Genomic DNA, 23466 nt, shown 5'->3' with positions numbered 1-23466 from the left:
CGCAGATGTTCCGGACCCTAGTTCCGCTATTTGCTGCAATTGAGACCTCGATAGCTGCAGCTTAGCTCAGCTATCGAGGTCTTATCCCTGCCCCGTTTTCTTAAGCTTCTTGCCGAGCATCATCTGCAGCCCGAGCAAGATGAGCGGCAATCCAACAGCAATTGGAAGCGCGATATACGGCCAATAGTTCTCAAGGTAGTCCAGTGCGCGAAAATGATCCTCGACCACCCAGTAGCCGAATAGGCCCAGGACGATGCAGACTGGAAGAATCATCGCTTTATTGCTTTTTAGGCGAAAAATTTTCGAGATGCTAACGGATGTTCCGTATACGCAGAACATCACCTCGAACAAAACGGATAAGGAATAGAGAGCGATCATGATCATCTCGTACCTTTGCAGGAAATTGCCGACATGGGCGTTGCGGGCAAGCTTCATACAGGACAGCGTATATTGGCCAGTTACTTCCGCAGACAATACAGCGCCCTCAAGAATCGCCCAAATGCCGATCATTAAGCCGCTAGCCAGAATACCGATCATGCCAATTTGTCCGCCGCGCCGCTTCACCTCCTTAACAAACGGCATAACGAGTGCCGCCAGCATTGTCGCTAGCGCCCAATCCGCATCATAGTGAATGCTGGCGGCCAGCGTCCGGGGAAATCCGTGCTCCATCACCGGAAGCAAATTCCGAATATCGAATTCATTCGTAGAACCGATGATGATCAGCGTATTGAGCAGGAAAAGAAACAGAAGTCCCACCAGCGCAATTCGCGCCATAACCTCCAGACCGTAATAGCAGCCGATAGCGCCAACGAGCAGTGACCCAACAATGAACAGAAAAATCGGCGCTTCCGGCAGGAAATAATCATGCAGATGATAGACGAACGTAATCATGACCGGACCGAATGCTGCCAGGAAGAACACAAATATGAGCATGGCTATGATTTTCCCGAACCATTTGCCGAGCAAGGCCTCGCCCGCCGCCATGAAATCCCGATCGGGCATTCTCCGAATGACGAGATAAGTAACATACATGATAACAATGCCTTGAAGCGTGCCGAGCAGCGTAGCAATCCACATATCTTGACCGATGATGCGCGCCAGCACGCCTTGCGTCACTCCGATCGCCTTGACGAAGATGAGATTGACGATCATCGCAATGAACATGCCGTTCGAGATCCGAATTTTGTTCATTTGACACCTCCGTCTGGCGCTTTGACGACCGTATTCTTAATGGTTGCCTTGACTTGAACGGTCGTCACCGCCTCAGAGAACACAGAATTCCACCGCTGACTTAATGTCCGCCATTCCGCCGGATACTTATTGCGGAACACATCCCCGAACTTTAAGATATCAGAACCGTACTGCTTCTGCGCTTTGCCCAGCACACTTTCTATCTCCGATTGCAGCCGATTGCCGAGCTTTCCCTCTAGTTCCTGACGGATCTTCTTTAAAGAAACACCGCAGCCGCTCTCAACAACGTCAGCGCTCGTCGTCAGTTGAATTTGGAATTGCGGCTCCTTATTCCGGTACGAAGGCGTGACCTTAAGGCTCGCGTTTTTGAACTCGAGCGAAGCTGTTTTCTCACTGTTATTCGGGCAGGAGACAACCTCGATGCCGCTCTGCAAATCTTCTATAAAAAACATCAATCCCCGTGTCTCCTTGACAGAGAGCCATCCGACCATTTTATCCTCCATGAACGCAGCCGCTCCCGCCAGCTTGACTTGCTTGATCGAACCGTGTTCTTCCGGCTTTTTGTTTGATATGCCTCTCGGAGTCAATTGAAGTCTGGCGAGCACCGGCTCCGTGGAACGGCTTAAGAACGCTTCCTCTAGCCTCATCATGTTGGTGCCCGGGGCCTGACCTACGACATCGTTTTCTCGGAACAGCCGATCCACCGCTTCACCGGGTACAACCTCGATCCCCGTTATAGTAGAGATGAGTTCCTCTGGTTGGTCCGGCGTAACCGCCACCCAGGTATTCATGCGCAACTCATGGTTGCGTGTGAAAAAATCGACCATATCTGTGATGCCGTTTCTAGCATACTGCTCTTGCATGACGATGAGGAAATTATGAGCCCAATATACGCGCCGCGACGAGAATTGTCCAAGATTGCGGATCGCTTCGAAGATGGTCTTCCCATCGGCGCTGACCGAATAGATTGGCTCGCCGGTGCCGCCCGATGGAGCGCCGGTCTGTCCCCGTGCATCAGCCGGACGAATAATTTGTACGGACAGTCTGACCGTTCCGGGCTTTTCACCGATTCCTAATCCAACTGCCGTCACGATTGCCATTTCGTTAATTTGCCGTACGCCAAGACAAGAGGTGGTAAGCGGCATCAGACCGATCAAGACAAGAAACAGAACAAAATTTCGTTTCATCGTCATCCCTCCCTTGGCGGTTCAGGTTTTTGTTCATTTCCCGCTCGTTTGCTATCCTGCGCGAATCCTGGCCGTTGATCCATCATCCACAGCGGCGTCCGCAGCAGCATGTCGCGCTGATCGGACGGTCGGAACGGACTTGCCGGAGACAGATACGATTCGCCGAAAGATCTGAGCGAGAGGGCGTGCAGCAGAAGCACGAAAAACATCGTGGTGAATCCAAGCAAGCCCATTGTCCCAGAGGCAATTAATAACGGAAACCGAAAAATACGTATGGCTAGCGACGATGAGTAACTAGGAATCGCGAATGACGAAATCCCCGTAATGGCCACGATTATGACCATGAACGGCGACACTAGGCCAGCCTGTACGGATGCTTGTCCGATGATGAGCGAGCCGACGATACTAACCGCTTGGCCGATCGGCTTCGGCATTCGCAGCCCCGCTTCGCGCATAAGCTCGAAGGCCAGCTCCATCAGCACCGCCTCCAGCAGCACAGGAAACGGCACGACCTCCCGTCCAGATGCAATCGTGAGCGCCAAGGCAGTAGGTATCATTTCATGATGGAACGAAACCAACATCACATATACGGACGGCAGTATAAGACTAATCATGAAAGCGATATAACGAACAATGCGAAAGAAAGTGCCGACCCAATATCGATTGTAATAATCGTCAGGTGCTTGGAGAAATTGCCAGAAAAAAGTCGGAACGATAAGGACAAACGGTGTGTTGTCGATAAAGATCGCGACTCTGCCTTCGAGCAGCGCGGATGCGACTTTATCCGGCCGTTCCGTGTTCTGTACTGTATTGAAAGGGGAATACGGCGCATCTTCAATCAATTCCTCGATGTAGCCGCTCTCCAAGATGGCATCGATCTTAATGCGAGCAAGCCGTCGCTTGACCTCTTCGACAAGCCCTTCTTTAACCAAATCCTGAATATAGGCAATATTAATGTTCGTCTGGGATCTGGTTCCGATCACCATCGCGTCGAGGCGCAGCTGCGGATCCTTGATACGTCTGCGAATACGCACAGTGTTGGTGCGAATGCTTTCCGTAAAGCCGTCTCTCGGCCCACGGACATTATTTTCTGAGGAAGGCTCCTCAATACTTCGATCCTCCCACCCTTTGGAGCAAACGAGAATAGCTTGATCGATGCCCTCGATAATGACCAGCGTATCCCCGGACACGATTCCAGCGATACCTTCCCCAATCTTGTTGCATACTTTGACAGAAGCATCGGACAATAGCGTTGTCCGAATCCCTTCAGCCGTTGACAGCAGGGCTGGATCCAGGACCAACTCGCTGCGTGACACGACTAAGGCTCTCAGAATGGCGTTAGCAATCGAAGAGTCTGCCATACCATCTATGTAGTAGCACAAACCAGCGAAATCAGGTCTTCCGCATAACATGAAATCACGCTTCTGAATGTCCGCGCTCTGACCCAGAATCTCATCTATAATGGCAGCATTATCCCTCACACTTAGCTTATAATTCTCCTGCAGCTTTTCCTGTATAGGTGACATACGCTTTTCTCCTCTCTTCTTGGATGGTATGAGCCGTTGAACGATGGATCACAATAACAAGTATCTAATCGGACTACTATGAAAAGGAGAGATAGGTATGGATTTTTATCATTCATGGATTTACCAACATGTGATCAACACCGAATGGTTCATGTGGTCGGTTGTATATCTGGTGCTTGGGATAAATGTCCTTTCTCCCGTTCTCGTCTGGTACGCTATGAACGGAAAACATATCATAAAAAAATATCGTGAGCTCAAAAAGCAGCGTTAAGCGCTTGCTCTCTGACCTGAAATAGTTCTCTAAATTGGGTAAAAATGCGTCATGACTCGCTGTAGTTTCCCACAAGATCCCAATCATTATACAGTGATGCTCTTGCCCGCCCTGCTATACAGAGCGATACGGTTGCAACAAGACATTCAAACAACAACACAAAAAAATCCGCCCTTCAGTAACGAAGGACGGATTTCTATATAGGTTGAACGAAAGAAATTCATTCTAAATTAACTGAATGCAAGCTAATTGGCGTTTGCGTTCGCTGCAGCAATTCCATTTAACGGTTTCGCGGATAATAGAGCTAATTTCTAGCGCTATTCCGCCTGTCGAACCGCCGTATGTGCTCCTTTCGCCGCTGCGATTGTATATATGATCTTTCGTTCAACTTATATAGCAAATATGTCGAGGTTTTTATTCTTTGCTTCGAGAAGGCTGCCGATTTACAAAGTAAATGCTGAGGAGAATAAGAACAAGGCCTGCCAGCTCCACACGGACAGAGGTAGACTTTGTAACCCATATTAGTCAAGTTGTTGCTGAGGACCCACAAGCATCTTATTGGTTTGTCATGGATCAACTTAACACACATAAATCCGAGTCTCTGGTTCGATTTGTAGCCGAAAAGTGTGGGATCGACCCGGCTTCTCTCGGTGAAAAAGGGAAGTCTGGTATCCTTCAAAACATGGAGACACGGGCTGCATTTTTATCTGACGTGACGCATCGCATTCGTATTATTTACACGCCAAAACATTGTTCATGGTTAAACCAAATCGAGTGCTGGTTTAGAATATTGACGCGTCGTTTACTCAACAAGCGCTCCAGCTTTTCTTCGATTGCCTGCTTAGAGGCTCGCATTGTTCAATTTATAGTTCATTACAACGAATACTGCAGACTCTTTTTCATAAATAAATTCCAAACAGAATGTGCAATTGTGAGTGGTGCAACGACCTTTCCTGTCACAACATCACGAGACACAATCAGACCTGAGGTTCCATGACGAATATATTCAGGATCGATACCTATCACTTTTCCAGGTTTCATCAGTAATGAAGCATGCGCATGTTCCTTGGCTTGGATACCTGTTTTTTCATCGGTGCTTAAAACATGGACACCACGCTCGGCTGCTTCTTTCGCATCATGGTACAAGACACAAATCGTTTTAACTTCAGCCTCAAATTGTGTAGGATCGTCAATTTTGGGATTCAGCCAACAGCGGCTTTGGTGAGGCTTAAGATCCGTATCTTTTTAAAAATCGCCCTACCTGCCGTACAGAAATGGAAGCAATAATTCCACGAGAGATTGCTTCATGAGCTAGAGCGCCGGGCGTCCAATGGCTAAACGGCAATCCTAACCCTTCTGGTTGTTGGCATGCGAGCGTAATGATTTGCGCAACTTGTTCATCTGTAATTCGAGACGGGGCTCCTGGACGTGGTTCGTCACTAAGGGGCTATCTCAAAAGGTCTGAAGACCCGAGAGACAGCCCTTTTTTCATGAAAACAAATGGTTTATTGGTGATCTGGAGTTGTTACCGAGCGGCATGCGGAAGGTATCGATTTAAGTTTGAGCATGCGGCGATTGCTGCGGCAATGCGGACGATTTCTATCGGGTGTAATGGGGTTCTTGGTCTAAATGTTCTTTGAAAATTTTTGGACGTACGGTCTTGCAGAAGCTAAGAGTAATAAAAGTTTGGTCAGAGTTCTACGTTGTAGTTTCTGCAATGTATGGACAAAAAACGAGTTGGATCAAGGCGTACAATGCAGTTTCTGCAATGGGAGTACCTGTTTTCAGGCGGATAGGAACGTGTGGCGTCTATTCTGCTGTAGTAAATGCATTGTAGCTAAAAAATAGATGCGTATTCCGGCATTCTGCTGCAGAAACTGCAGTGTACCGGAGCGGCTGGCGGCTAAGAGGATGCCCTGGATTTGCGAGACTAAAATTAGGTAGGTTGGGATATTCACTAAGCGCATGAAAAACCCATGATCTTGGAATAAGATCATGGGTACCAAGCTTACAGCGGCAAGGTTTGTGACATCCCAAACGCCTCTTCGGCATCAGAAGAGCAGGTTACTGCAAGGGCGCTAGCTTATAACAAGGTTAATACACGCCATGAGCCTCTTCCCACCAGCCGACGGAGATGACCGCAGGGGCGGATCGGTTCATGGAGCTCGTTAACGTAAATAGTATGGCTTTGCCGGGTCCGATAATCCAGTGGCCTGCTTTCTCGCTGGAAATGCTGGAGTAAGAGGGGATAACTCTGGTAGACACGGGAACGGCGGCCAGCGCAGTCGTATCAAGTCCGCTGCCAAATTGTACTTGTCCCCGGGGAAGCGGCGCCGGGTGCAGGGCGAGATTGGCTGATGAGACCTCATGTGACTGCATTCCACGCGTGGGCAAATTTGAGCAGAAGCAAATTTGCGACACAAGATGATCATCCGACAGGTTGCTCAGTACATAAACATTCAAATAAAGATTAACGCCGGAATGAGGAGGGTTGATTAGCGCTCCCCAGGTCCGGTTCGAATCGTTCGGATTCAGCTGATCGGTCTCGCCCAAAAAATACTTTCCTTGCAATGACTTATTTAGCGGATTCGTTAAATTGACCACACTGACAGGGCCGTAGCCGTACATGGCTTCACCATCCTTTTTTTGCAGCAGGCTTATACTCCACCATATGATGATATTCCGGTAACATGCCTGCGAATCCAAGCGATGGCGCAGCTGCGCAAGAAATGGCTACTCCTTAGAGATGTGACTGCCCCAAATCAGAATGCCTTCTTGGGAGAGCGCGCTGAAAGTCATGACATAGCTAAGTGTGCCTTCATTCCACTGGCGCAGCAGCGAGCCTTTATATAACGTGCCGTCAATGGTTAGCTCAAGCGCAAAGTCCCCCGAGCTTTTCCAAGTGCCGCTAACGCTGCCGGAAATCGTGCCGTCTTTGCCAAGGGTAATGAGACTGGCTTGTTTCACATCCGTTGTAATGTCCTTCCCGTGATTCACGTATTTATATTCACCGATTATTTGCTCGGCTTTTACGGGCTCGGCCGTCTCACCCGCATAACGATGGGGAGCTATCACGGGCCAACCGTCCGTATTCATAAGCATTTGATGCACTCTCACCTCATGGCCTTCGCCGCGCGAAGGGAAGCGGGTATGGAAGATGATAAACATTTTGCCTGTCCCCGGATCGATATAAGTAGAGTTGTGGCCGGGTGATGCGTATCCCGTTCCGATATTCGCGATTTCACCATCCGCATTGTCCATCTGGAAGTTGCCCATGAGCTTCACTCCGAATGGTGCGATAGAAACATCGTCGAACAGTGTTCCGGCAGCGCCGAATGCGTTGATCATATCCTTGCCCTCGGAGTCGAGGAATGGACCGTCAGGCTTCTTCGAGCGTGCGACGCGGATATTATAGCCGCCAGTTGAATCAAGTCCGCCGTAGGAGAGGAACAGATAATAATAGTCGGTTTCTTTGCTGTACATCATATACGGCGCTTCGATGCGGCTGTGATTGTTGCCGAGCAGCCGTTTGCCGTAGCCTTGGCCGGGCTCGGGCAGTCCGGTTTTTGGATCCATTTTCATAATGAAAATCCCGCCTGAGTAAGAGCCGTAAACCATCCAGAGAATGCCGTCTTTATCGTAAAATAAATTAGGGTCAACCACGTTTGGATGAATCGTCGCATCGTATACGGTACCATCCTCGCTCGCTTCATTCCACATGCCGGATTTCAGAATCGTTCCCTTATTCGTATAAGGACCCTCTACCTTATCGGCGACAGCATAGCCGAGCACTGAACGCGGGGAATCGCCTTTGCACATGCTGTAATACATATAAAATTTGCCATCCGGCAGCTGGATGACGTCGCCCGCCCAGAAGGTATCGGTTTCGGCCCACGCAAGCTCCTCGCTCATTTCCGTCAATACATCAGGAATGATTGGATTTCCTTCATAAACACTTGAGTTGAGCTGCTCCCAGGACATCAGGTCCTTAGACTTTGCGACAGCCAAATGTGAACCAAAAATGTAAAAGGTATCGTCCACTTTAATAATCGATGGATCGTGTACGGAGGCATCTGCAAATGCGGGTTCTTCTATTGTAACCGCTTCCGAATTTGCGTGGCCGGAATTCTCGGTTGCCGCAGTAGGTTGTGCGATCTCTGTATTTGTCACTTGGTTTCCTGTATTGCCGCCGCTGCATGCGCTAATAAAGGTCATCATGCATACCGTGAGCAAAATAATCGTCGGTTTCCTCAATTTACTTAATCCCCCTTGGTTGCACCATATTAGTTATATAAATATTAACTGATTAACAAAATCATTATATACCAGGTCATAAAAAAAGAGAAGGGCTATCCCCTTCTCTCCTCTTACTTTGTTTTTGTAGGCTCTTCAAAAGTCATGCCCAACGTGTCCACCGTTACTTTTTTCATAGAAATCGGGTTCTCTGGTCTATCGTTAGCGCCTTTTGTTTGATTAACGATCTCGTCGACGGCTTCCATGCCTTCCGTTACTTTGCCGAAAGCGGCATATTCATTATCCAGCGATGGATATTCTGCTACCATAATGAAAAACTGCGAGCCGCCTGAATCGGGGTCGTTTGAGCGGGCCATAGAGAGCACTCCGCGCGTATGCTTCAGCTTGTTCTCGAAGCCGTTGCTGTTGAATTCGCCAGGAATGCTGTAGCCTGGTCCGCCCATGCCGGTTCCGTCAGGATCTCCGCCTTGAATCATAAAGTCTGGAATAACGCGGTGAAAAATGACACCGTCATAGAAGCCTTTGTTAATGAGAGAAATAAAGTTGTTTACGGAGTTCGGAGCAACCTCTGGGTAAAGCTCAAGCTTGATGATTTTGTCATTGCTCAGCTGAATCGTTACGACAGGATGCTTGTCCGGGCCCAGGAGCGCAGGACCATCCTCGGCAGGCGCTTCCGTAGGCGTTGTTGTGTTCGTATTGCCGCCGCCCGCGCCGGTCGTCTCGCCGTTATTCGGGGTTTTGGTTCCGCCGCAGCCTGCTACAATGACCAAGATAAGCATAAGGAGCAGCATCATTCCAAGGCGTTTGTTTATCAAAAGCATTTCAATATCCTCCTTATATTTGCGAATGAAAAAGAGCTTGTTGAGCTTGTGAAGGGCTCTGCATTCGCTATTATTAAAATTTTCACCGCGAAACGAGCTTATGCCGCCAAAGGATGGCGACAGCCGTTTACGCTTGATATATAAGGCTTTATACATTCACATATAAATGTGCTTATATATCTACGCGAAACGAGCTTTTGCCGCCAAAGGATGGCGACAGCCGTTTACGCTTGATATATAAGGCTTTATACATTCATATATAAATGTGCTTATATATCTACGCGAAACGAGCTTTTGCCACCATAGGACGGCGACAGCCGTTTACGCTTGTCCAACTTGTATAATATCATATTGCTTGATTTAATTGCGAATATCTTGCGATCTCATAGAGGGATAGCCTTCATTCGGATAGCAGCATTTCCGGTTAACAGGCCTAAATACTAACCTAACAAAATAACAAAATAATCAATGAAAAATCATTTTAAGCCTATAAAAGCTAGTGTAGACCATTTTTTTCTACAAAACCAGGCGATATACTAATAATTAAACGCTTACATAAACCAGTCATAAACAATAACAAAAATAACAAATTTACAGGAGGCTTAGAATGAAGAAAATACGTAAGTGGGTAGCAGCGGTCGTTGCGCCTGTACTTGTTTTATCGGTTGTCATGCCTGCTTTCGCTCAAGCAGCGACGACGGATGTGCAAGGGCACTGGGCTCAATCGGCAATTGAGAGATGGCAGGCTAACGGGGTCGTGAAGGGCTACTCCGACGGCTCCTTTAGTCCCAATAAGAACATTACGCGCGCAGAGCTCGTAACGATTATTAATGCAGTGCTTGGGTTCAAAGCACAATCCGGGCAGCTGTTTTCTGACGTGGAGGCATCGGCTTGGTACGCTAAATCCGTTTCCGCTGCTCGGGCGGCGGGCTACTATGAGGGATATCCTTCAAATAAGGCCAAGGCGCTGGATGCCGTTACCCGTCAAGACGCGGTAGTACTTCTGGCTAAGGCCTTTCAGCTGAAAGAAAATGGCAGCGTTTCCTTTAAAGACGAGGATGACATAGCCGGCTATGCGAAGACGGCTGTTGACGCTTTATCCGATGTGCTTAGCGGGTATGAGGACGGCTCCTTCAAACCGAAGGGGAAATTAACGAGAGCCGAGCTTGTATCAGTCATTGATAAGCTTGTCACAGGGTATTACCCGCAAGCAGGTGAATTTGCAGGTATATCCGCAGGGAGTAATGTTGTTGTCGGCGGCACCGATGTCGTGCTGAAGGACATGACGATCTCCGGTAATTTGTATTTGACCTCGGCCATTGGCGATGGCGATGCGAAGCTCGTGAATGTTACCGTGAAAGGTAAAACATTCGTATGGGGCGGGGGCGTAAACAGCGTTACGGTTGATCATTCTACGCTGGCGGATGTAGAGGTTGACCGGGAGGATGGTCCCGTTCGCGTCCTCTTCAGCAACGGCTCAACTGCGCAGCATTTAGCGGCGGACAGCGAATTTACGTTGGAGCTAAACGCAGGCACGCGCATTGACGGCCTTACGTTAAATGCAGGCGCAAGCGGTACGCTGCTTAAAGGCCAGGGCGATGTGAAAAAAGCTTCTATTTTAGCAGACGGCGTCAAGCTGAACGGGAGCGAGCTTAAAAAAGGTGAGGCAGCGATAAAAAACGGAGTTGTTGAAGCGGCTTCCGCTGGCTCCGGCTCAGGCAGCAGCGGAGGCGGCAGCACGGAGCGGGTAGAGAACCTGGTGGATCCGGATGCCACAGATTATACGAAATCCTTGTTTGCTTATTTGGATGATGTGCGCGGACAGCAGGTGTTGTTTGGTCATCAGCACACGACGACAGAGGGCTTGTCCTTTACGAACACGACAGCAACGCAGTCCGATGTCAAAAACGCGGTAGGTGATTATCCGGCGGTATTCGGTTGGGATACGCTTAGTCTTGAGGGCAAAGAAAAGCCGGGCGTGTTTAGTGATTACGAGCAAAGCAGAATCAATCTCATCGCCAAAATGAAAGAAGCGCATGAGCTCGGCGGTATCGTTACGCTAAGCGCCCATATGCCCAACTTCGTAACGGGCGGCAGCTTTAATGATACGGCAGGCTCGGTCGTTCAGCATATTTTGCCGGGCGGCGACAAGAATGGGGACTATAACGCCTTTCTCGATCAAATCGCTTTGCTTGCGGGCAATCTGAAGGATGATGACGGTAAGCTGATTCCGATTTTATTCCGTCCATTCCACGAGCAAAACGGAGGTTGGTTCTGGTGGGGCGCCAAAACGACCACAACGAGCGAGTACGTAGAAATATACCGCTATACGGTTGAATATTTACGCGACCAGAAAGATGTTCACAGCTTGCTGTACGTGTATTCGCCAAACGGTACATTTGCCGGCAGCGAAGACAACTATTTGACGACTTACCCCGGCGATGACTATGTGGACATCCTTGGCATGGATCAATACGACAATCAGCAAAACCCAGGGAGCGAGACATTTCTAAATCTATTGGTTGATGATTTGGCGATGATTTCGAAGCTGGCTGATTCAAAGGGGAAAATTGCGACGTTCTCCGAATTTGGCTACAGTCCGCAGGGTATGCTGCAGCAAGGGAATGCGGATACGGAGTGGTTTACGAGGGTGTTGAACGCGATTAAATCCGATCCCGATGCAAAGCGGATTTCTTACATGCAGACATGGGCGAATTTCAGTGCAAACGGCAACTTATTTGTTCCTTACCGCAACGCTCCGGCACTGGGCGACCATGAGCTGTTAAACGATTTGGTTGCTTACTATAATGACCCGTATACCGCATTTGCGGCTGAGGTCGGGGATGTTTACAGCAAACAAATCAAAGCAGCAGCAGAGCAGCCTTACCTGCATATTGTAACTCCTGTTCATCAAGGAACTCTAAAAGACAATGAGACACTTGTTCGTGCGAGAGTTCTGAACGCGTCGCCTTCCAAGGTCGTGTATGTAGCAGAGGGTGGATCGGCTGAAGTGCCGATGAGCTTGGACGGTGAGGGTTTTTATTCGGCAAGCTGGTCTCCTGCAGGGGAGCAAAACGGGAAGACTGCAGCCATTACCGTGAAAGTTTACAAACAAAACGACGTAGTATTGGAGCAGTCGATTTCAACGTTTATCAAAGCCGATGAGATTGCATTGAAGTCATATACCTTTGACGATCAAATAAACGGCATTCAAAATAACGGAACATGGCCGGATACGATGACCCTCGCGCTTGCGCATGAGAGCTTTAACGAGAGCGGCACGCTTAAACTAAACGTGACCGGTGCCGTGCAAAGCGACAGCTGGCAGGAATTTAAGCTGGAGCTGACAGATGCTGCAAGCTCCGTGCCTCTTGCTTCCGTTAATCGAGTGAAATTGGACGCATGGATTCCGGTGTCGGCAGGCTCAGTCAATGCGAATGCGAGTTTGCGTACGGTCGTTATGCTCCCTCCGGACTGGTCGGATGAGGGTAAATACGGCATGCTGACAACGGAAGAAAAGCTGGCAGAGTTAGAAAAAGTAACGGTTAACGGCGTAGAATACGCACGTTACTCCGCGACCGTTGATATGAATGACGCAGACAAGTCGGCTGCGGCAACGGGACTTGCGGTATCGATCATCGGAAACGGGCTGCAGTTGGACGGCCCGATTTATATCGATAATATTCAGTTGATTAACAGTTACTTTGAACCGCCTGTTATCCCTTCATTAGTGGATGATTTTGAGGGATATCAAGGCGTAAACGCTGCGCTGCAGGCGAAGTTCGTAAAAGCTGGAGGGGACTCGGTTGCAGTCGGCCTTGATCCCGCACATGAGAGCGGCGGCAATTACGCCATGAAATTCGACTATACGCTGGCAGGTTCTGGCTATGCCGGCATTACAAAAGGGCTTGGCGGCGTGGATTGGTCTGCCTTTAACAAGCTGAAGTTCTGGATCGTACCGGATGGCTCGAATCAAAAGCTTGTAATTCAGCTTCGGATCGACGGTGTTTCATATGAGGCGTACCCGTCTCTGACAGGCACCACCGGAGAATGGGTGAGCCTTCACTTTAATGAATTTGCGGTTGCGCCTTGGGATACAGGCAACGCCGGCAAAAAAATCAATAAGGTTAGCCTTAAGAACGTGCAGGATTTCTCTATCTATGTAAACGCGGTATCGGGTGCAGCGCTCAGCAGCAGCTTGTATTTCGATGATATTGAGGCCATTAATGATGGGACTGGCGGAGTGCCGAATGGAGGCGGCGGAGCGGGAAGTTCGCCTTCACCTGCCGGAACCCTGTACGACTTTGAAAGCGATGCTTCGGGTTTTATCGTAGAAGCTAACGAAGCAAGCGCTGCTGCTCCGATTATTACGACGGATGCAGCGGCAAGCGGTACGCATTCGTTGAGCTCTTCCTTTAGCTTAACGGGAACAGGCTTCGAGCTTACAAAAGTATCGGCGCTTGATGTATCGGCAGTAGATGCTATCAGCGTCAAGGTGAAGCTGTCTGCAGGATCAGCCAACGTGCGGTTATATATAAAGACCGGCACGAACTGGGCCTGGTACGATAGCGGCGCAGCGGTCAGTGTCGATTCATCCGGATTCAAGACCTTAACGATTTCGTTAAGCGGCGTAGCAGACCGTGATGCCGTGAAGTCAATCGGCATTAAGATTGAGCCGACTAGCGGCTCCGGTACCGCAGCTGTCTATGTGGATGATATCACGCTCAGCGTGAATGAAGCCTAACTAAAGTGATACCTAGCAAAAACCCCGGAGGAGATGGGCAAAAGCCCATCTCCTCCGGGGTTTTGACATGCGCTAGTAATTATAGCGCTGGAACGTTGCGTATCGGAAGGTAAACAGGTGAAAGTGAGAAAATAAGAAGGGGATAATCGGAAAAGAGCGAATATATTTTGGAAGTTACTATCCATCATGCATAGGAAGTGTTCATCATATGAGCATGTTATTTGCGATTATTGGTTTTATGATTATCGATTTATATTTTAATGTGGTTCCGTTGTTATACCCTCTTAATACCTTTCTATGGCTGACGTATGCGTGCTTCTTTTTTGTATTAGCCCATCACGTAGCTAAGCTCACGGGTCTGGGGGGAATAAGCGATTTGGGCATCAGGGCTCATTACGGTTGGAAAAGAAACCTGCGAATCGGTTTTTTATTCGGTGCAGGCATTTGGGCAGCGATGTATTTGCTTTTATGGGCTTTTGGGGATTTTCATGTCGATGGAATAAAGAAAGCGCCGCAAGCGATTGTTTTTATTTTAGAAGTGTTCGCGGGCATGTTTCTTGGTTCGCTAATTAATGATCTCATTGTAAGAGGATATGTGTTCGCCCATCTCAAGGGGAAAATACGAAATGTTTATTTATTGTTTATATCTGCATTTATTTATGCACTGGATGATGTTTGGTTAGTAGGCTTTAGCGTTCAGAATACGATTTTCTCAATTGTATTGGGCTTGACTCTCGGTTATGTACTTTTAAGATCGGGCTCAATTTGGATGAATACGGGGATCCATATGGGCTTAAATGTGATGTATTGTCTCGTTTACGGTATTCCAGGCCGTGAAGCTGCGCAGGGTCTGTTCTTGATCGTGCCTGGGAATGACCATTCGTTTTTGCTCGAAAATGCCCATATCTTTGCGGCTATCCTCTTGCTGCTGGTCATTGTGCTGGCCTATGGCCGTTTGCGGATAAACTCGACAAACAGAAACGAGTTTTGAGACACACTAAAATCCGTTCTTTTACCGGCAGGTATTGCGCGTTTAGCTTTGATTCGCTATAATCACTTTAATTCAGTCGAAGGGATTGGGTATCATGTACAAATTCCAATTGAATCAGCTTCATCATTTCATTAGGCGTTAGCACCCCTGAACAACATTCAGGGTGGGCTAGCGCTTCTCGCGTTGGCCTCCCTGCAGCATACGATGCGCGCAGGACCAAGAGGTCCTGCGCGTTTTTTTTATTCCATGAATTCGAGAGGGGATTGATCGTGATGCAAAATGTGAAGGGGATCTATGATTATGTTGTTGTTCTCATTCCTATTGGAGTAACCGCGGCGAAACTGCTGCAGACGGCTGACGAGCTGCGCGCTAACGGTGTACGGGTGAAGCTGGATACGAGCGGGCGAAAGTTGGAAAACATTCTAGCATCGTTATCCGGCAGCGGAATTCGTTATGCGCTGCTGGTGGGAGAAACGGAATGGAAAGCGGGGCGGGTGCGTTTGAAGGATATGGAGGAACGGCTGGAGAGAGAAGTGAGCGTTGATGAAGCGATCTTCGTCATAGAGAAGCAATTAGGGCTGCCGTATGAGCAATATTCGACCAAGTTGTCTTAATCCTCCAAGCAAATGGAAATAAAAGAATGATACAGAAAGAACGGGTTGACCTTGTGGTGCACCCCACGGTTTATGATAGGGGCAGGAGGACTAAAATGTATAAGGTTAGTGATTTTTCAGAGTTGACCGGAATAAGCAAAGAAACGTTGCGCTATTATGCGGAAGTTAAATTGCTCGAGCCTGCTTACATTGATCCGAAAAACAGCTATCGCTACTATGATGATGGAAGTTACTTTCTTGCTATTCTTTTAGTTAAATTAAGAGGGTTTGGTTTTACGATACAAGAAATGATTGCTGTGATGGAGGACGAGTCATTCGCGCATTTAGAAGACATGTTGCTATTAAAGAGGGAAAAGATACAGAAGCAAATCGAAGATCTTCGTCTTCGGGCTGAAGAGATCGAACAATTTCTTGCATCAGGGAAGGAGAATAACGAGTGATCCAGTGGAAAGAAGAAACGACGATTGAGGCAAATATTGAAAAAGTGTGGGAGCTATTTTTGGATAAAAACATTAAGAAAATTATGCCGAAAGTAGAAGAGCACCGATTGATTGAGAAGGAGGAATGGGAAGTCGGGGCAAAGCATCAGCAGAAATACCGCGAAGGCAAACGCGTGGAAACCTATATGGTTGAAACATTGGCATATGAAGACGGCGAGAACAAGAAGCGAAAGGAAATCAGCTTTGTGTTAGGAAAGGCTTTCGAAATAACTCTTGCTTTTACGTTAATTAAAATCGATGCTTCGCATACGAAATTTATTTATGAGGGCCAAAATCGAGGCGTTAATTTTGTCGGAAGGGCGATGATGAAGCTTAGCAGCAGCAAAAGCAATAATACGGTCGTTCAACAATTTTTGAAAAAGGTAGAACAAGAGGCATTGAAGTGAGAAGACGTAAACGGAGGGAGTTTTCTAAAACGGGCATCTCATATCAACAAAATACCAGCCTAGCACTTAAGTAAAAGGTTCTAGGCTGTTCGTTTTGTCTTAAGCGTGCGTAGGCACCTTAAGCAGCTTCTGAATATAGCTTTCAATTTTCTCCGGCGTATCTTTGGAGCCGAAGCGTTTCAATACTTTACCGTTCTGATCGACGAGAAATTTGGTGAAATTCCATTTGATCGACCTTGAGCCAAGAAAACCGCGCGCTTCATTCGTGAGGCGCTGGAACAGCGGATGCGCAGTGCTGCCGTTTACATCAATTTTTGCGTAAAGCGGAAACGATACGCCAAAATTAATTTCACAGGCTTCGGCGACCTGGCTGTTATCGCTGAGCTCTTGATTGGCGAACTGAGAGGATGGAAAGCCTAGTACCGCGAAGCCTTGTTTGCTATACGTATCATGAAGCTTTTGGAGACCCTTGAACTGACCCGCGAAGCCGCATTTCGTTGCCGTGTTTACGATCAGCATGACCTTTCCTTTGTAAGGGGCGAGGGTCTGTGCTTCTCCTCTGATCGTCTTCACTTCAATATCGTACAAGGACATGATGAAAACCTCCAATAACCGAATTATATATTTTTTATAATTTAATTGTACACAATTTAAATTATGCTGTCAATCACGCAAAAAAAAGAGGCCGTCCTATAACACGGACAACCCCTTCGTTCCATTTTATATCGATTAATAAATCACATCGAAAGCGCCAGCTTGGATAAGCAAACGTTTGGTTTCTTCCTTGTCATCCGTGTCGGCTGCCAGCAGAAAACGTCCCTGCTCAATGGAGTCGACTGCCGTCTCGGCATGCTTACCTTGAATGCCGATATCCAGCAGGACGTTTTTGGTGCGGGTATTATGATCCAGATCGCCCGTCCCTGTTACAATGCCGGTCGGGTTTCCGCCGACTACGCCTGCGCCTCCGGCGACATACCCATCGGATACAAGCGGTGCCGCTCCGATAGGAGACACGATTCTGTCGCCGCCCCGTTCCTGAGCTTCCCTAATATCATAGACTTCATCAACGGGAATATCGGTTTGACCGGCCAGCAGCGGAGCAGCCTCCTTGTTTTTTACGACAATTTGCAGGCTTTGTTTATCCGTTCCTGCTGCCTGAAACATTTTGATTGCTTCCAAGACGCTTTCTTCCTTCTCGAAAATACCGATGGTCACCGTCATGGTGAGCCCTCCTCTCGTTTCTTAGCCAATATGAGGTTACATTCTCATATACCCTTTCCTCACGGCTTTGAATCGAGAAGCGGACGGACGACGCAATAAGACATTTCCATTGGTTATACCATTTGTTCAGTTGAGCTTAGCGTGACGCGGCAAAGCGTGAAACCTCGTTGATCTCGCTTAGCTCATCCGCTGTCAGCTGAAAACGCATTGCCTTCACGTTTTGCTCGGCATGATGGATTTTCGAAGCTCCCGGGATAGCAAAAACCGTCTCGCCATGAGCATGAATGAGCCGATTAAGCGCGACTTGCGTCGCGGTAGCATTGTCTAATTCCTCCCGGGTAGGTGATGACGGCTGTTCATTTGTTCAACTTTATGAATTTGCTTGTTACTCCTTGGCCGTGCTTTGCTGCATCTTATGAAGAAACTGATGCATGAGCGTAAGCAGGGCAGCCCCATCTTCCGGTGTGCCGTCAAGCTTGCAGGCCAGCTGATAAGGGAAATCGAGAGCTTGCTCCTTCAGGGCTCTGCCTTGCTCCGTCAGCTCGACCAGCACGCTTCGTTCGTCATTGCGATCCCGTGTGCGCGTAAGATGACCGGCCGCTTCAAGCTTCTTGAGCAGGGGCGTTAACGTGCCTGAATCGAGATACAGCTTATTGCCGAGCGCGGTTACCGTTACGTGATCCTGCTCCCATAATGCGAGCATCGTAACATACTGCGTGTAGGTAAGGTCTATTTTCTCCAGCATGGGCCGGTACAGCTTCGTGATTTCACGAGAGCAGGCGTAAAAGGCGAAGCAGAGTTGGTTGTCCAGCTTTAAAATGTCGTTGCTATCCATGTTGTTATCCTCCGTTTGGAAGGTGAATTTTTGAGGCTTCTGGCTTGATCGCTAAGTTTAACAAAATTAAATTGTGATAAATATAATATAGTGGAATGGACAACGGGCTGTCAATGAGCGGGGAATTCGTCTTATATTGTAGAAAGACGCCTAAATGTGCTATAGTTACAGCGTTTATTCGAGTGGAGGAGTGAGAGCAATGTCCCATACTGCTGAAGAGGTTGCGGATTGGATGCTGAATGAATTGAAGGAAAAAGGCATTCTGCATCAAAGCGCTGCCGTGGAGCATATTAGAAGCCATTTTGGCGAATCGTTTATCTATGTGAATGAACACGGCAATCAATCGATCGATAAAGAAGTGAAGAAGGTATTCCGCAAGCTTCATAAGGGAAAGGCTGCTTGGGAGAGAGACGGCTTCTTTTGGGGCTGGAGCTAATTTTGCTTCAAAATAAATAGAAGGGCGTTATGTCGCTGATTAGGCTGAAGCTGCTTGTCTTTAGCTTTGGCTAATAACGCCTCGTTCTATTGAATAGCCTAATCGATTACTGCATACATCCAATAATAAGACCGGCAATCGCGTAAGCGATCAGGTGATAACCTATCGTAATCAGGTAAAGGCCGAGCTTATGGCCCTCGAATAAGTAATTCATCCCGATTTTCAGAGCTACGCTAATCCCGATCAGCAGCCCGACGACAAGACCCGTCCCTATGGTTGGTTCGTCTGTCAGTGTCAGCACTAATGCCAGGATAAACGAGCCGCCGAGCGCTGTTAAAGCCGTTAACACATAAGTCATTGCTCCGCCGCCTGACATTTCGTTCATGGATAGGCCCCGATGTTTCATCCACGCATTGCCAAGTAAAACAGGCGAATACCATAAGAAACCAAGCACCATTGTCGTGACTGTCGCAATCAAAACTCCCCAGTAATTAATTTCGGCTAAATTGACCATTTCTTTTTTCCCCCTCTATGTATCGGACTTCATCATTTTATCAGAAAAACCGCCTTACGAAGAGAAGTGTCTAATTTTTGGCGAAGAACTTGACAAATGTAACTGTAACTATTAAACTTACAGTATGGAATCGAGAACAAAGATGTCATACGGAATCAAACGTAAGGCCGGCGAAAGCCGTTTACGCTTACCGTAAATGTATTAAAAAACGTTACAGTTAACGGGTGATCTTACTAATCGAGATAGGTGGTGTTGGAAGATGAAATTCAACATAAGCGACTGGGTACAAGGTAAAACGAAAGATGGCGAGCTAATTCATGGATTTGTTGAAACGGTCGATATTTTGCAAGGGTTCGTGACCGTAAATGTTGTGAAATCGGATAATGAGGAAGTCATTGGTAAGATCGTTGCCGTAAGATCGTCTTGGCTCAAAAACGTTTCCGACATTACTTTAGATGATGCCCAGGTTTTTCAAAATTCAATCGACTTGGCATTAGATACATGGGATGAGGAATGGTTCATGGACCTGACAAACTCACTGAAAGCAAGCGATGCTGCGGGTAAGGCTGGAGACCGTTCGAGAGTGTATCCATTCCCTAAAAACCGACTGGGACAATCCGCTTAAGCGTTAAGCAGGTTTACCGAGTCTTCATAATAGCATGAACGCAAAAAGGATGATGCCTGCTTCTAAGCGGCATCATCCTTTTTGTCGTATTAGCTAACTTTTGAGCGGAGGAGCGGCGTCATCTGAGCTGTAATCCGATTTGGAGCGTTTTTGCGCGTCTTACGAAATGCTCAGCCAGTGCCATGTCGAATACGGCCATCCCCATCGGGCAAAATAATACGGGTTCATCGCTTGGCATGGCCGTCAAGGCACTGCGGCATACCACATCAGTCAAAGACATGGTTTGGTCTTTGGTTAAACCGCGCTGAAGGTGCAGCAGCTCGATATCGGTATTTTCACGGCAAACCTCATCCCAATCATCGACGACAATCGCTTGGATACCGCCTATAGCCTCTGATTTGAAATCCCGTAAGGATACGTCAAGCAGAAGGCTGCCCGCTGATGGCGGGCAATCAATATAACGTTCTTTGCTCACCGTGCAGGTAATAACGAGGTCGCACTCCTTATAAACATGCTGCCAGCTGTCGGCGAGATGCGTACGGCTGCGAAGCTCGGCATCCGCGCTGCTGAGATCGGAGCTTTCCAGATCGCAGCCCCTTATATCGTAAAGATAAACGTTTGCGAGACGTTCACCGAATAATCGGCAGCACATCTCATAGTGAAGCCTGCCTACAGGCCCAAACCCGATAATGCCCAGCGTCATTTTCCGTTCATTGCTTTGCGCTTGCAAGTAATGACGGATGAGCAGGCCGCTGACGGCTGCGGTTCGGGCGGCGCTTGGCAGCGTCGTATTCAGCATCGCGTAAGGAATGCCGGTTTTGGCGTCGTTTAGCAGGGTGATGCTGTGCGCGCGCGGCAAGCCGGCATCGATATTGCCCGGGAAGCTGGCGATCCATTTGATGCCGGCGGTTTGCACGCTGCCGCCGACGTAAGCGGGCATGGCTATGATTCGGTTAGCTGGATGATGGTACCGCAGGTAAGGTTTAATTGGCTGCGTATAGTCCCCCGAATCCATAATTCTTACGGCCGCCTCCATGCTGTCAACAAGCTCTTTCCAGTTCAGACCAATCGCACGAATATGTTCATCGCCGAGATATAACACAGACATTGTCCTTTCTGAGCTTAATGTACTTTATTTAAATTGCTGATCTACCCATTCATCGGAATAAACGGTATCCATGTACCGTTCGCCGCGATCATGCAAAATAACAACGCATACGGAGCCGTCCGGCAGCTGATGTTCTATTGATTTCAAAGCGTGAATGACCGCTCCGGACGATGGGCCGGCGAGTAGGGATTCTTTCGCAACGAGCAGTCTGCAGCCGGCAACCATATCGCGATCAGCTACCTTGACGGCAAGGTCCATAAATTTCGTTTGCCCAAAAGGCGGGATAATCCCTGTTCCGAGGCCGGGAAACCGTCGCTTGCTGTTAGCTCCGCCAAAAATAACGCTGCCCTCCGCATCAACCGCGACCACCTTGGTCGACAACTTGTGGTCGCGTGCATATTTAGCGCATCCAAGCATCGTGCCGCAGGTGCTGACTCCGCCGACTATGTAATCGACGTGGCCCAGCTCCTCGATCACCTCATGCATGGTTCCCTCATAGTGGGACATGTAGTTGTTTTCATTTGCATATTGATTCGGCCAAAAGCTATTCGGAGTGCGTTCGATGAGCTGCTGCACCCTATTTAATCTTGCTGGCAGAAACTCTCCCGTCGCGGGATCGGTTTCAGTCACGAGCTCGATATCGGCACCATAGGTGCGCATGATCCGAATGTTCTGCTGCGTCGTCTTTGGATCAATGACGCTAATGAACCTCATGCCGAGGTAGGAGCAAATAGCGGCAAGGCTGATGGCCATATTCCCGGAGCTGGACTCGATGATGACGGAGCCGGGGCCGATTAGACCGTCTTCCAAAGCTTTTTGAATAATGCGCGCGGCGGAGCGGTCTTTGGCGCTGCCTCCGGGATTAAGCAATTCGAGCTTGGCAAAAACCGTGATCCCGCGATCGTTCGCGAACAGCTTCGAGAGCTGCACAAGCGGTGTGTTCCCGATAATCGACAACAAGCTTTTTTCCATAGGATGAGTACCCCTTAAAAATAAATTTTTTTGGATTTTACCGCCCCTCGTTCGAGCTGTTCGTTCTCCGCTGCGCGTGTGACTGAAATGCCTTCCAGAATTCGGTTTTGAATCATGAGCCCAATATCACCGATTTTATGCTCGATAGCATGCTGAATATGAACAAGCATCTCGTCTTTTAGAGATTTGCTTCGAATATGGACGGACAGCTTATTTTGAATGAGCTTTACGCGAAGCTCGGCATCATGGACAAATTGGTGCACGACGCTTTCGATATCGTACAAGCTAATTTTCTCGCCATGCTTCAAATCCGTGCCGATTCGTTTTGCGATACAGCTGAAGCATTGCCGCTCCTTGCCATTGATTGTAACGGTTCGAAAATCGCGTACGACATCGTAAGTCACGTATCGTATGGCTGGGAATAAGGTGCGTACGTAGGAGGTCAGTACGAGAACGGCTTCATTGGCTTGAAGAGGCTCGAACCGCTCGTCAATCAACTCGGCAGGCAAAGCCTCGGCGTGAATGCCGCTGTCGATGACATATTGGCCGAGCTCATGCGAGTAAGCGGCGATAGCGCCGATCTCAATAGAGCCGTAGGTGTCCAAAATATCCTGTGGTTCGATGCCAAAGCGGGCCGCGATGTTGCTTTGCCATTCAGGCGGCGCGATCTCGCCGACGAGAATGATTTTTTGTATGCCCAGCAGATGCGGTTCTCCCGAAGCGGAGACGATAGCATCCAAGATTGAAGGCATCGTATAAAGCAGCTCCGGCCGAAAGGCTTCGAGCTTCGCGATATGCTGTTCGATGGGCAGCTCGAAGGACAGTGATTCCGCTTGCCAGCCCAGCTGCTTGAATATGGTGAGCGCAGTGCTGGCGGCGTGACCGGTTCCCATGTCTGCTAACGCTTTTTTGATAACGGCAGGACGGCAATTAGGACCTGCGCTGTCGGTCGCCGCGAGCCATTCGCGGAAGGATTCCGCTTTTGCTGCGATATACTTTTCGTCATCTTCTTCGGAGTAATAGATCGCTTTCCGGACGCCTGTCGAGGTGCCGGAAGTTTTGAATACCGACAATCCGGCTTCTTGACGCGCTTGCTGCGCATAGTAATGCTTTTCGAGCAGCGCAGAGGTCATAAGCGGCAGCTCAGATATTTCGCAGGCATGCGGCTGTATTTCGCTTTGCGCCAGCAAATCGCCGTACCAGGCGTGAAGCTGGCATATACGCATGATTTGCCGCTGCAGCGGGGATGAGGATGACATTCGTTAGCCTC

Annotated in this window: 22 protein-coding genes and 3 pseudogenes; 9 read left to right on the top strand and 16 right to left on the bottom strand. The window is 48.5% G+C overall.

The features are described from left to right. Window positions 1–81: 81 nt before the first annotated feature. The 3 genes from RCO25_RS10585 to RCO25_RS10575 are packed head-to-tail and all read right to left on the bottom strand — an operon-like array spanning window position 82 to window position 3904. On the bottom strand, window positions 82–1191 hold the full coding sequence (locus RCO25_RS10585) for a GerAB/ArcD/ProY family transporter (RefSeq protein WP_308996118.1): 1110 nt from the start codon (window positions 1189–1191) through the stop codon (window positions 82–84). Beyond that, window positions 1188–2378, bottom strand: coding sequence for a Ger(x)C family spore germination protein (locus tag RCO25_RS10580; RefSeq protein WP_308996117.1), 1191 nt, complete (start codon window positions 2376–2378; stop codon window positions 1188–1190). Before RCO25_RS10580 ends, RCO25_RS10585 begins: the two co-directional genes overlap by 4 nt. 2 nt (window positions 2379–2380) lie before the next feature. Continuing rightward, entirely contained in the window at window positions 2381–3904 is a 1524-nt protein-coding gene (locus RCO25_RS10575; protein ID WP_308996116.1) for a spore germination protein, read from the bottom strand. A gap of 97 nt (window positions 3905–4001) precedes the next feature. Between RCO25_RS10575 and RCO25_RS10570 the strand changes: the two genes are divergently transcribed. Both RCO25_RS10570 and RCO25_RS34835 read left to right on the top strand, forming a co-directional pair. Then, window positions 4002–4175: a hypothetical protein gene (locus RCO25_RS10570; protein WP_308996115.1), complete on the top strand. Its 174-nt coding sequence runs from the start codon at window positions 4002–4004 to the stop codon at window positions 4173–4175. Between the two features lie 454 nt (window positions 4176–4629). After that, window positions 4630–4983: pseudogene (locus RCO25_RS34835) on the top strand (transposase); the annotation flags it as partial. Between the two features lie 65 nt (window positions 4984–5048). Here the strand turns inward: RCO25_RS34835 and RCO25_RS10565 are convergent. From RCO25_RS10565 to RCO25_RS10550, 5 genes and pseudogenes are all read right to left on the bottom strand, one after another. Then, complete coding sequence (locus tag RCO25_RS10565; protein ID WP_308996114.1) at window positions 5049–5321, bottom strand: hypothetical protein; 273 nt, start codon at window positions 5319–5321, stop codon at window positions 5049–5051. Window positions 5322–5403: 82 nt separating this feature from the next. Beyond that, window positions 5404–5607, bottom strand: a pseudogene (locus RCO25_RS34830) (helix-turn-helix domain-containing protein); the annotation flags it as partial. 662 nt (window positions 5608–6269) lie between these two features. Then, the gene (locus RCO25_RS10560) at window positions 6270–6803 is read right to left on the bottom strand and encodes a DUF6143 family protein (RefSeq protein WP_308996113.1); all 534 of its coding nucleotides are present in this window, start codon (window positions 6801–6803) and stop codon (window positions 6270–6272) included. Between the two features lie 105 nt (window positions 6804–6908). Continuing rightward, window positions 6909–8429, bottom strand: coding sequence for an arabinan endo-1,5-alpha-L-arabinosidase AbnB (gene abnB, locus RCO25_RS10555; protein ID WP_308996112.1), 1521 nt, complete (start codon window positions 8427–8429; stop codon window positions 6909–6911). A gap of 113 nt (window positions 8430–8542) precedes the next feature. After that, window positions 8543–9250, bottom strand: a complete 708-nt coding sequence (locus RCO25_RS10550) for a peptidylprolyl isomerase (protein WP_308996111.1) — start codon at window positions 9248–9250, stop codon at window positions 8543–8545. Window positions 9251–9857: 607 nt separating this feature from the next. Here RCO25_RS10550 and RCO25_RS10545 point away from each other — a divergent pair. The 5 genes from RCO25_RS10545 to RCO25_RS10525 all read left to right on the top strand — a co-directional run bounded on the left by RCO25_RS10545 (window position 9858) and on the right by RCO25_RS10525 (window position 16485). Then, window positions 9858–13994, top strand: coding sequence for a glycosyl hydrolase (locus tag RCO25_RS10545; RefSeq protein WP_308996110.1), 4137 nt, complete (start codon window positions 9858–9860; stop codon window positions 13992–13994). Between the two features lie 208 nt (window positions 13995–14202). Next, entirely contained in the window at window positions 14203–14985 is a 783-nt protein-coding gene (locus RCO25_RS10540) for a CPBP family intramembrane glutamic endopeptidase (RefSeq protein WP_308996109.1), read from the top strand. A gap of 272 nt (window positions 14986–15257) precedes the next feature. Then, the gene (locus RCO25_RS10535) at window positions 15258–15599 is read left to right on the top strand and encodes a His/Gly/Thr/Pro-type tRNA ligase C-terminal domain-containing protein (protein WP_308996108.1); all 342 of its coding nucleotides are present in this window, start codon (window positions 15258–15260) and stop codon (window positions 15597–15599) included. 95 nt (window positions 15600–15694) lie between these two features. Next, window positions 15695–16039 (top strand): MerR family transcriptional regulator, encoded by a 345-nt coding sequence (locus RCO25_RS10530; RefSeq protein WP_308996107.1) that lies wholly within the window; start codon window positions 15695–15697, stop codon window positions 16037–16039. Further along, window positions 16036–16485, top strand: a complete 450-nt coding sequence (locus RCO25_RS10525; protein ID WP_308996106.1) for an SRPBCC family protein — start codon at window positions 16036–16038, stop codon at window positions 16483–16485. The genes RCO25_RS10530 and RCO25_RS10525 overlap by 4 nt, the downstream gene beginning before the upstream one ends. A 99-nt stretch (window positions 16486–16584) precedes the next feature. On the opposite strand, the gene RCO25_RS10520 is transcribed toward RCO25_RS10525, so the two are convergent. From RCO25_RS10520 to RCO25_RS10505, 4 genes and pseudogenes are all read right to left on the bottom strand, one after another. Next, entirely contained in the window at window positions 16585–17079 is a 495-nt protein-coding gene (locus tag RCO25_RS10520) for a glutathione peroxidase (protein ID WP_308996105.1), read from the bottom strand. A gap of 135 nt (window positions 17080–17214) precedes the next feature. After that, a complete protein-coding gene (locus tag RCO25_RS10515) occupies window positions 17215–17706 on the bottom strand; it encodes a hypothetical protein (RefSeq protein ID WP_308996104.1) in 492 nt (163 codons plus the stop codon). 136 nt (window positions 17707–17842) lie between these two features. Beyond that, window positions 17843–18025, bottom strand: a pseudogene (locus RCO25_RS10510) (aldo/keto reductase); the annotation flags it as partial. Window positions 18026–18091: 66 nt separating this feature from the next. After that, window positions 18092–18541: a MarR family winged helix-turn-helix transcriptional regulator gene (locus RCO25_RS10505; protein WP_308996103.1), complete on the bottom strand. Its 450-nt coding sequence runs from the start codon at window positions 18539–18541 to the stop codon at window positions 18092–18094. A gap of 199 nt (window positions 18542–18740) precedes the next feature. Here RCO25_RS10505 and RCO25_RS10500 point away from each other — a divergent pair, with 199 nt between their 5' ends. Continuing rightward, on the top strand, window positions 18741–18977 hold the full coding sequence (locus RCO25_RS10500) for a DUF6953 family protein (protein ID WP_308996102.1): 237 nt from the start codon (window positions 18741–18743) through the stop codon (window positions 18975–18977). Window positions 18978–19083: 106 nt separating this feature from the next. Here the strand turns inward: RCO25_RS10500 and RCO25_RS10495 are convergent, their stop codons facing one another. Further along, window positions 19084–19491 carry a DUF1761 domain-containing protein gene (locus tag RCO25_RS10495; protein ID WP_308996101.1) on the bottom strand — a complete coding sequence of 136 codons (408 nt, stop codon included), beginning with the start codon at window positions 19489–19491 and terminating at the stop codon, window positions 19084–19086. A gap of 259 nt (window positions 19492–19750) precedes the next feature. Here RCO25_RS10495 and RCO25_RS10490 point away from each other — a divergent pair, with 259 nt between their 5' ends. Beyond that, window positions 19751–20116, top strand: coding sequence for a hypothetical protein (locus RCO25_RS10490; RefSeq protein WP_308996100.1), 366 nt, complete (start codon window positions 19751–19753; stop codon window positions 20114–20116). Window positions 20117–20234: 118 nt separating this feature from the next. Here the strand turns inward: RCO25_RS10490 and RCO25_RS10485 are convergent, their stop codons facing one another. The 3 genes from RCO25_RS10485 to RCO25_RS10475 are packed head-to-tail and all read right to left on the bottom strand — an operon-like array spanning window position 20235 to window position 23455. Beyond that, window positions 20235–21218 carry a 2,3-diaminopropionate biosynthesis protein SbnB gene (locus RCO25_RS10485; RefSeq protein WP_308996250.1) on the bottom strand — a complete coding sequence of 328 codons (984 nt, stop codon included), beginning with the start codon at window positions 21216–21218 and terminating at the stop codon, window positions 20235–20237. Window positions 21219–21248: 30 nt separating this feature from the next. Then, window positions 21249–22196: a 2,3-diaminopropionate biosynthesis protein SbnA gene (sbnA, locus tag RCO25_RS10480; protein ID WP_308996099.1), complete on the bottom strand. Its 948-nt coding sequence runs from the start codon at window positions 22194–22196 to the stop codon at window positions 21249–21251. 14 nt (window positions 22197–22210) lie between these two features. Beyond that, complete coding sequence (locus tag RCO25_RS10475; protein ID WP_308996098.1) at window positions 22211–23455, bottom strand: phenylacetate--CoA ligase family protein; 1245 nt, start codon at window positions 23453–23455, stop codon at window positions 22211–22213. Window positions 23456–23466 lie beyond the last annotated feature (11 nt).

The sequence above is a fragment of the Paenibacillus sp. LHD-38 genome (genome assembly GCF_031157315.1).
GTDB lineage: Bacteria > Bacillota > Bacilli > Paenibacillales > Paenibacillaceae > Pristimantibacillus.
This window is presented reverse-complemented; position numbering and strand designations above follow the sequence as displayed.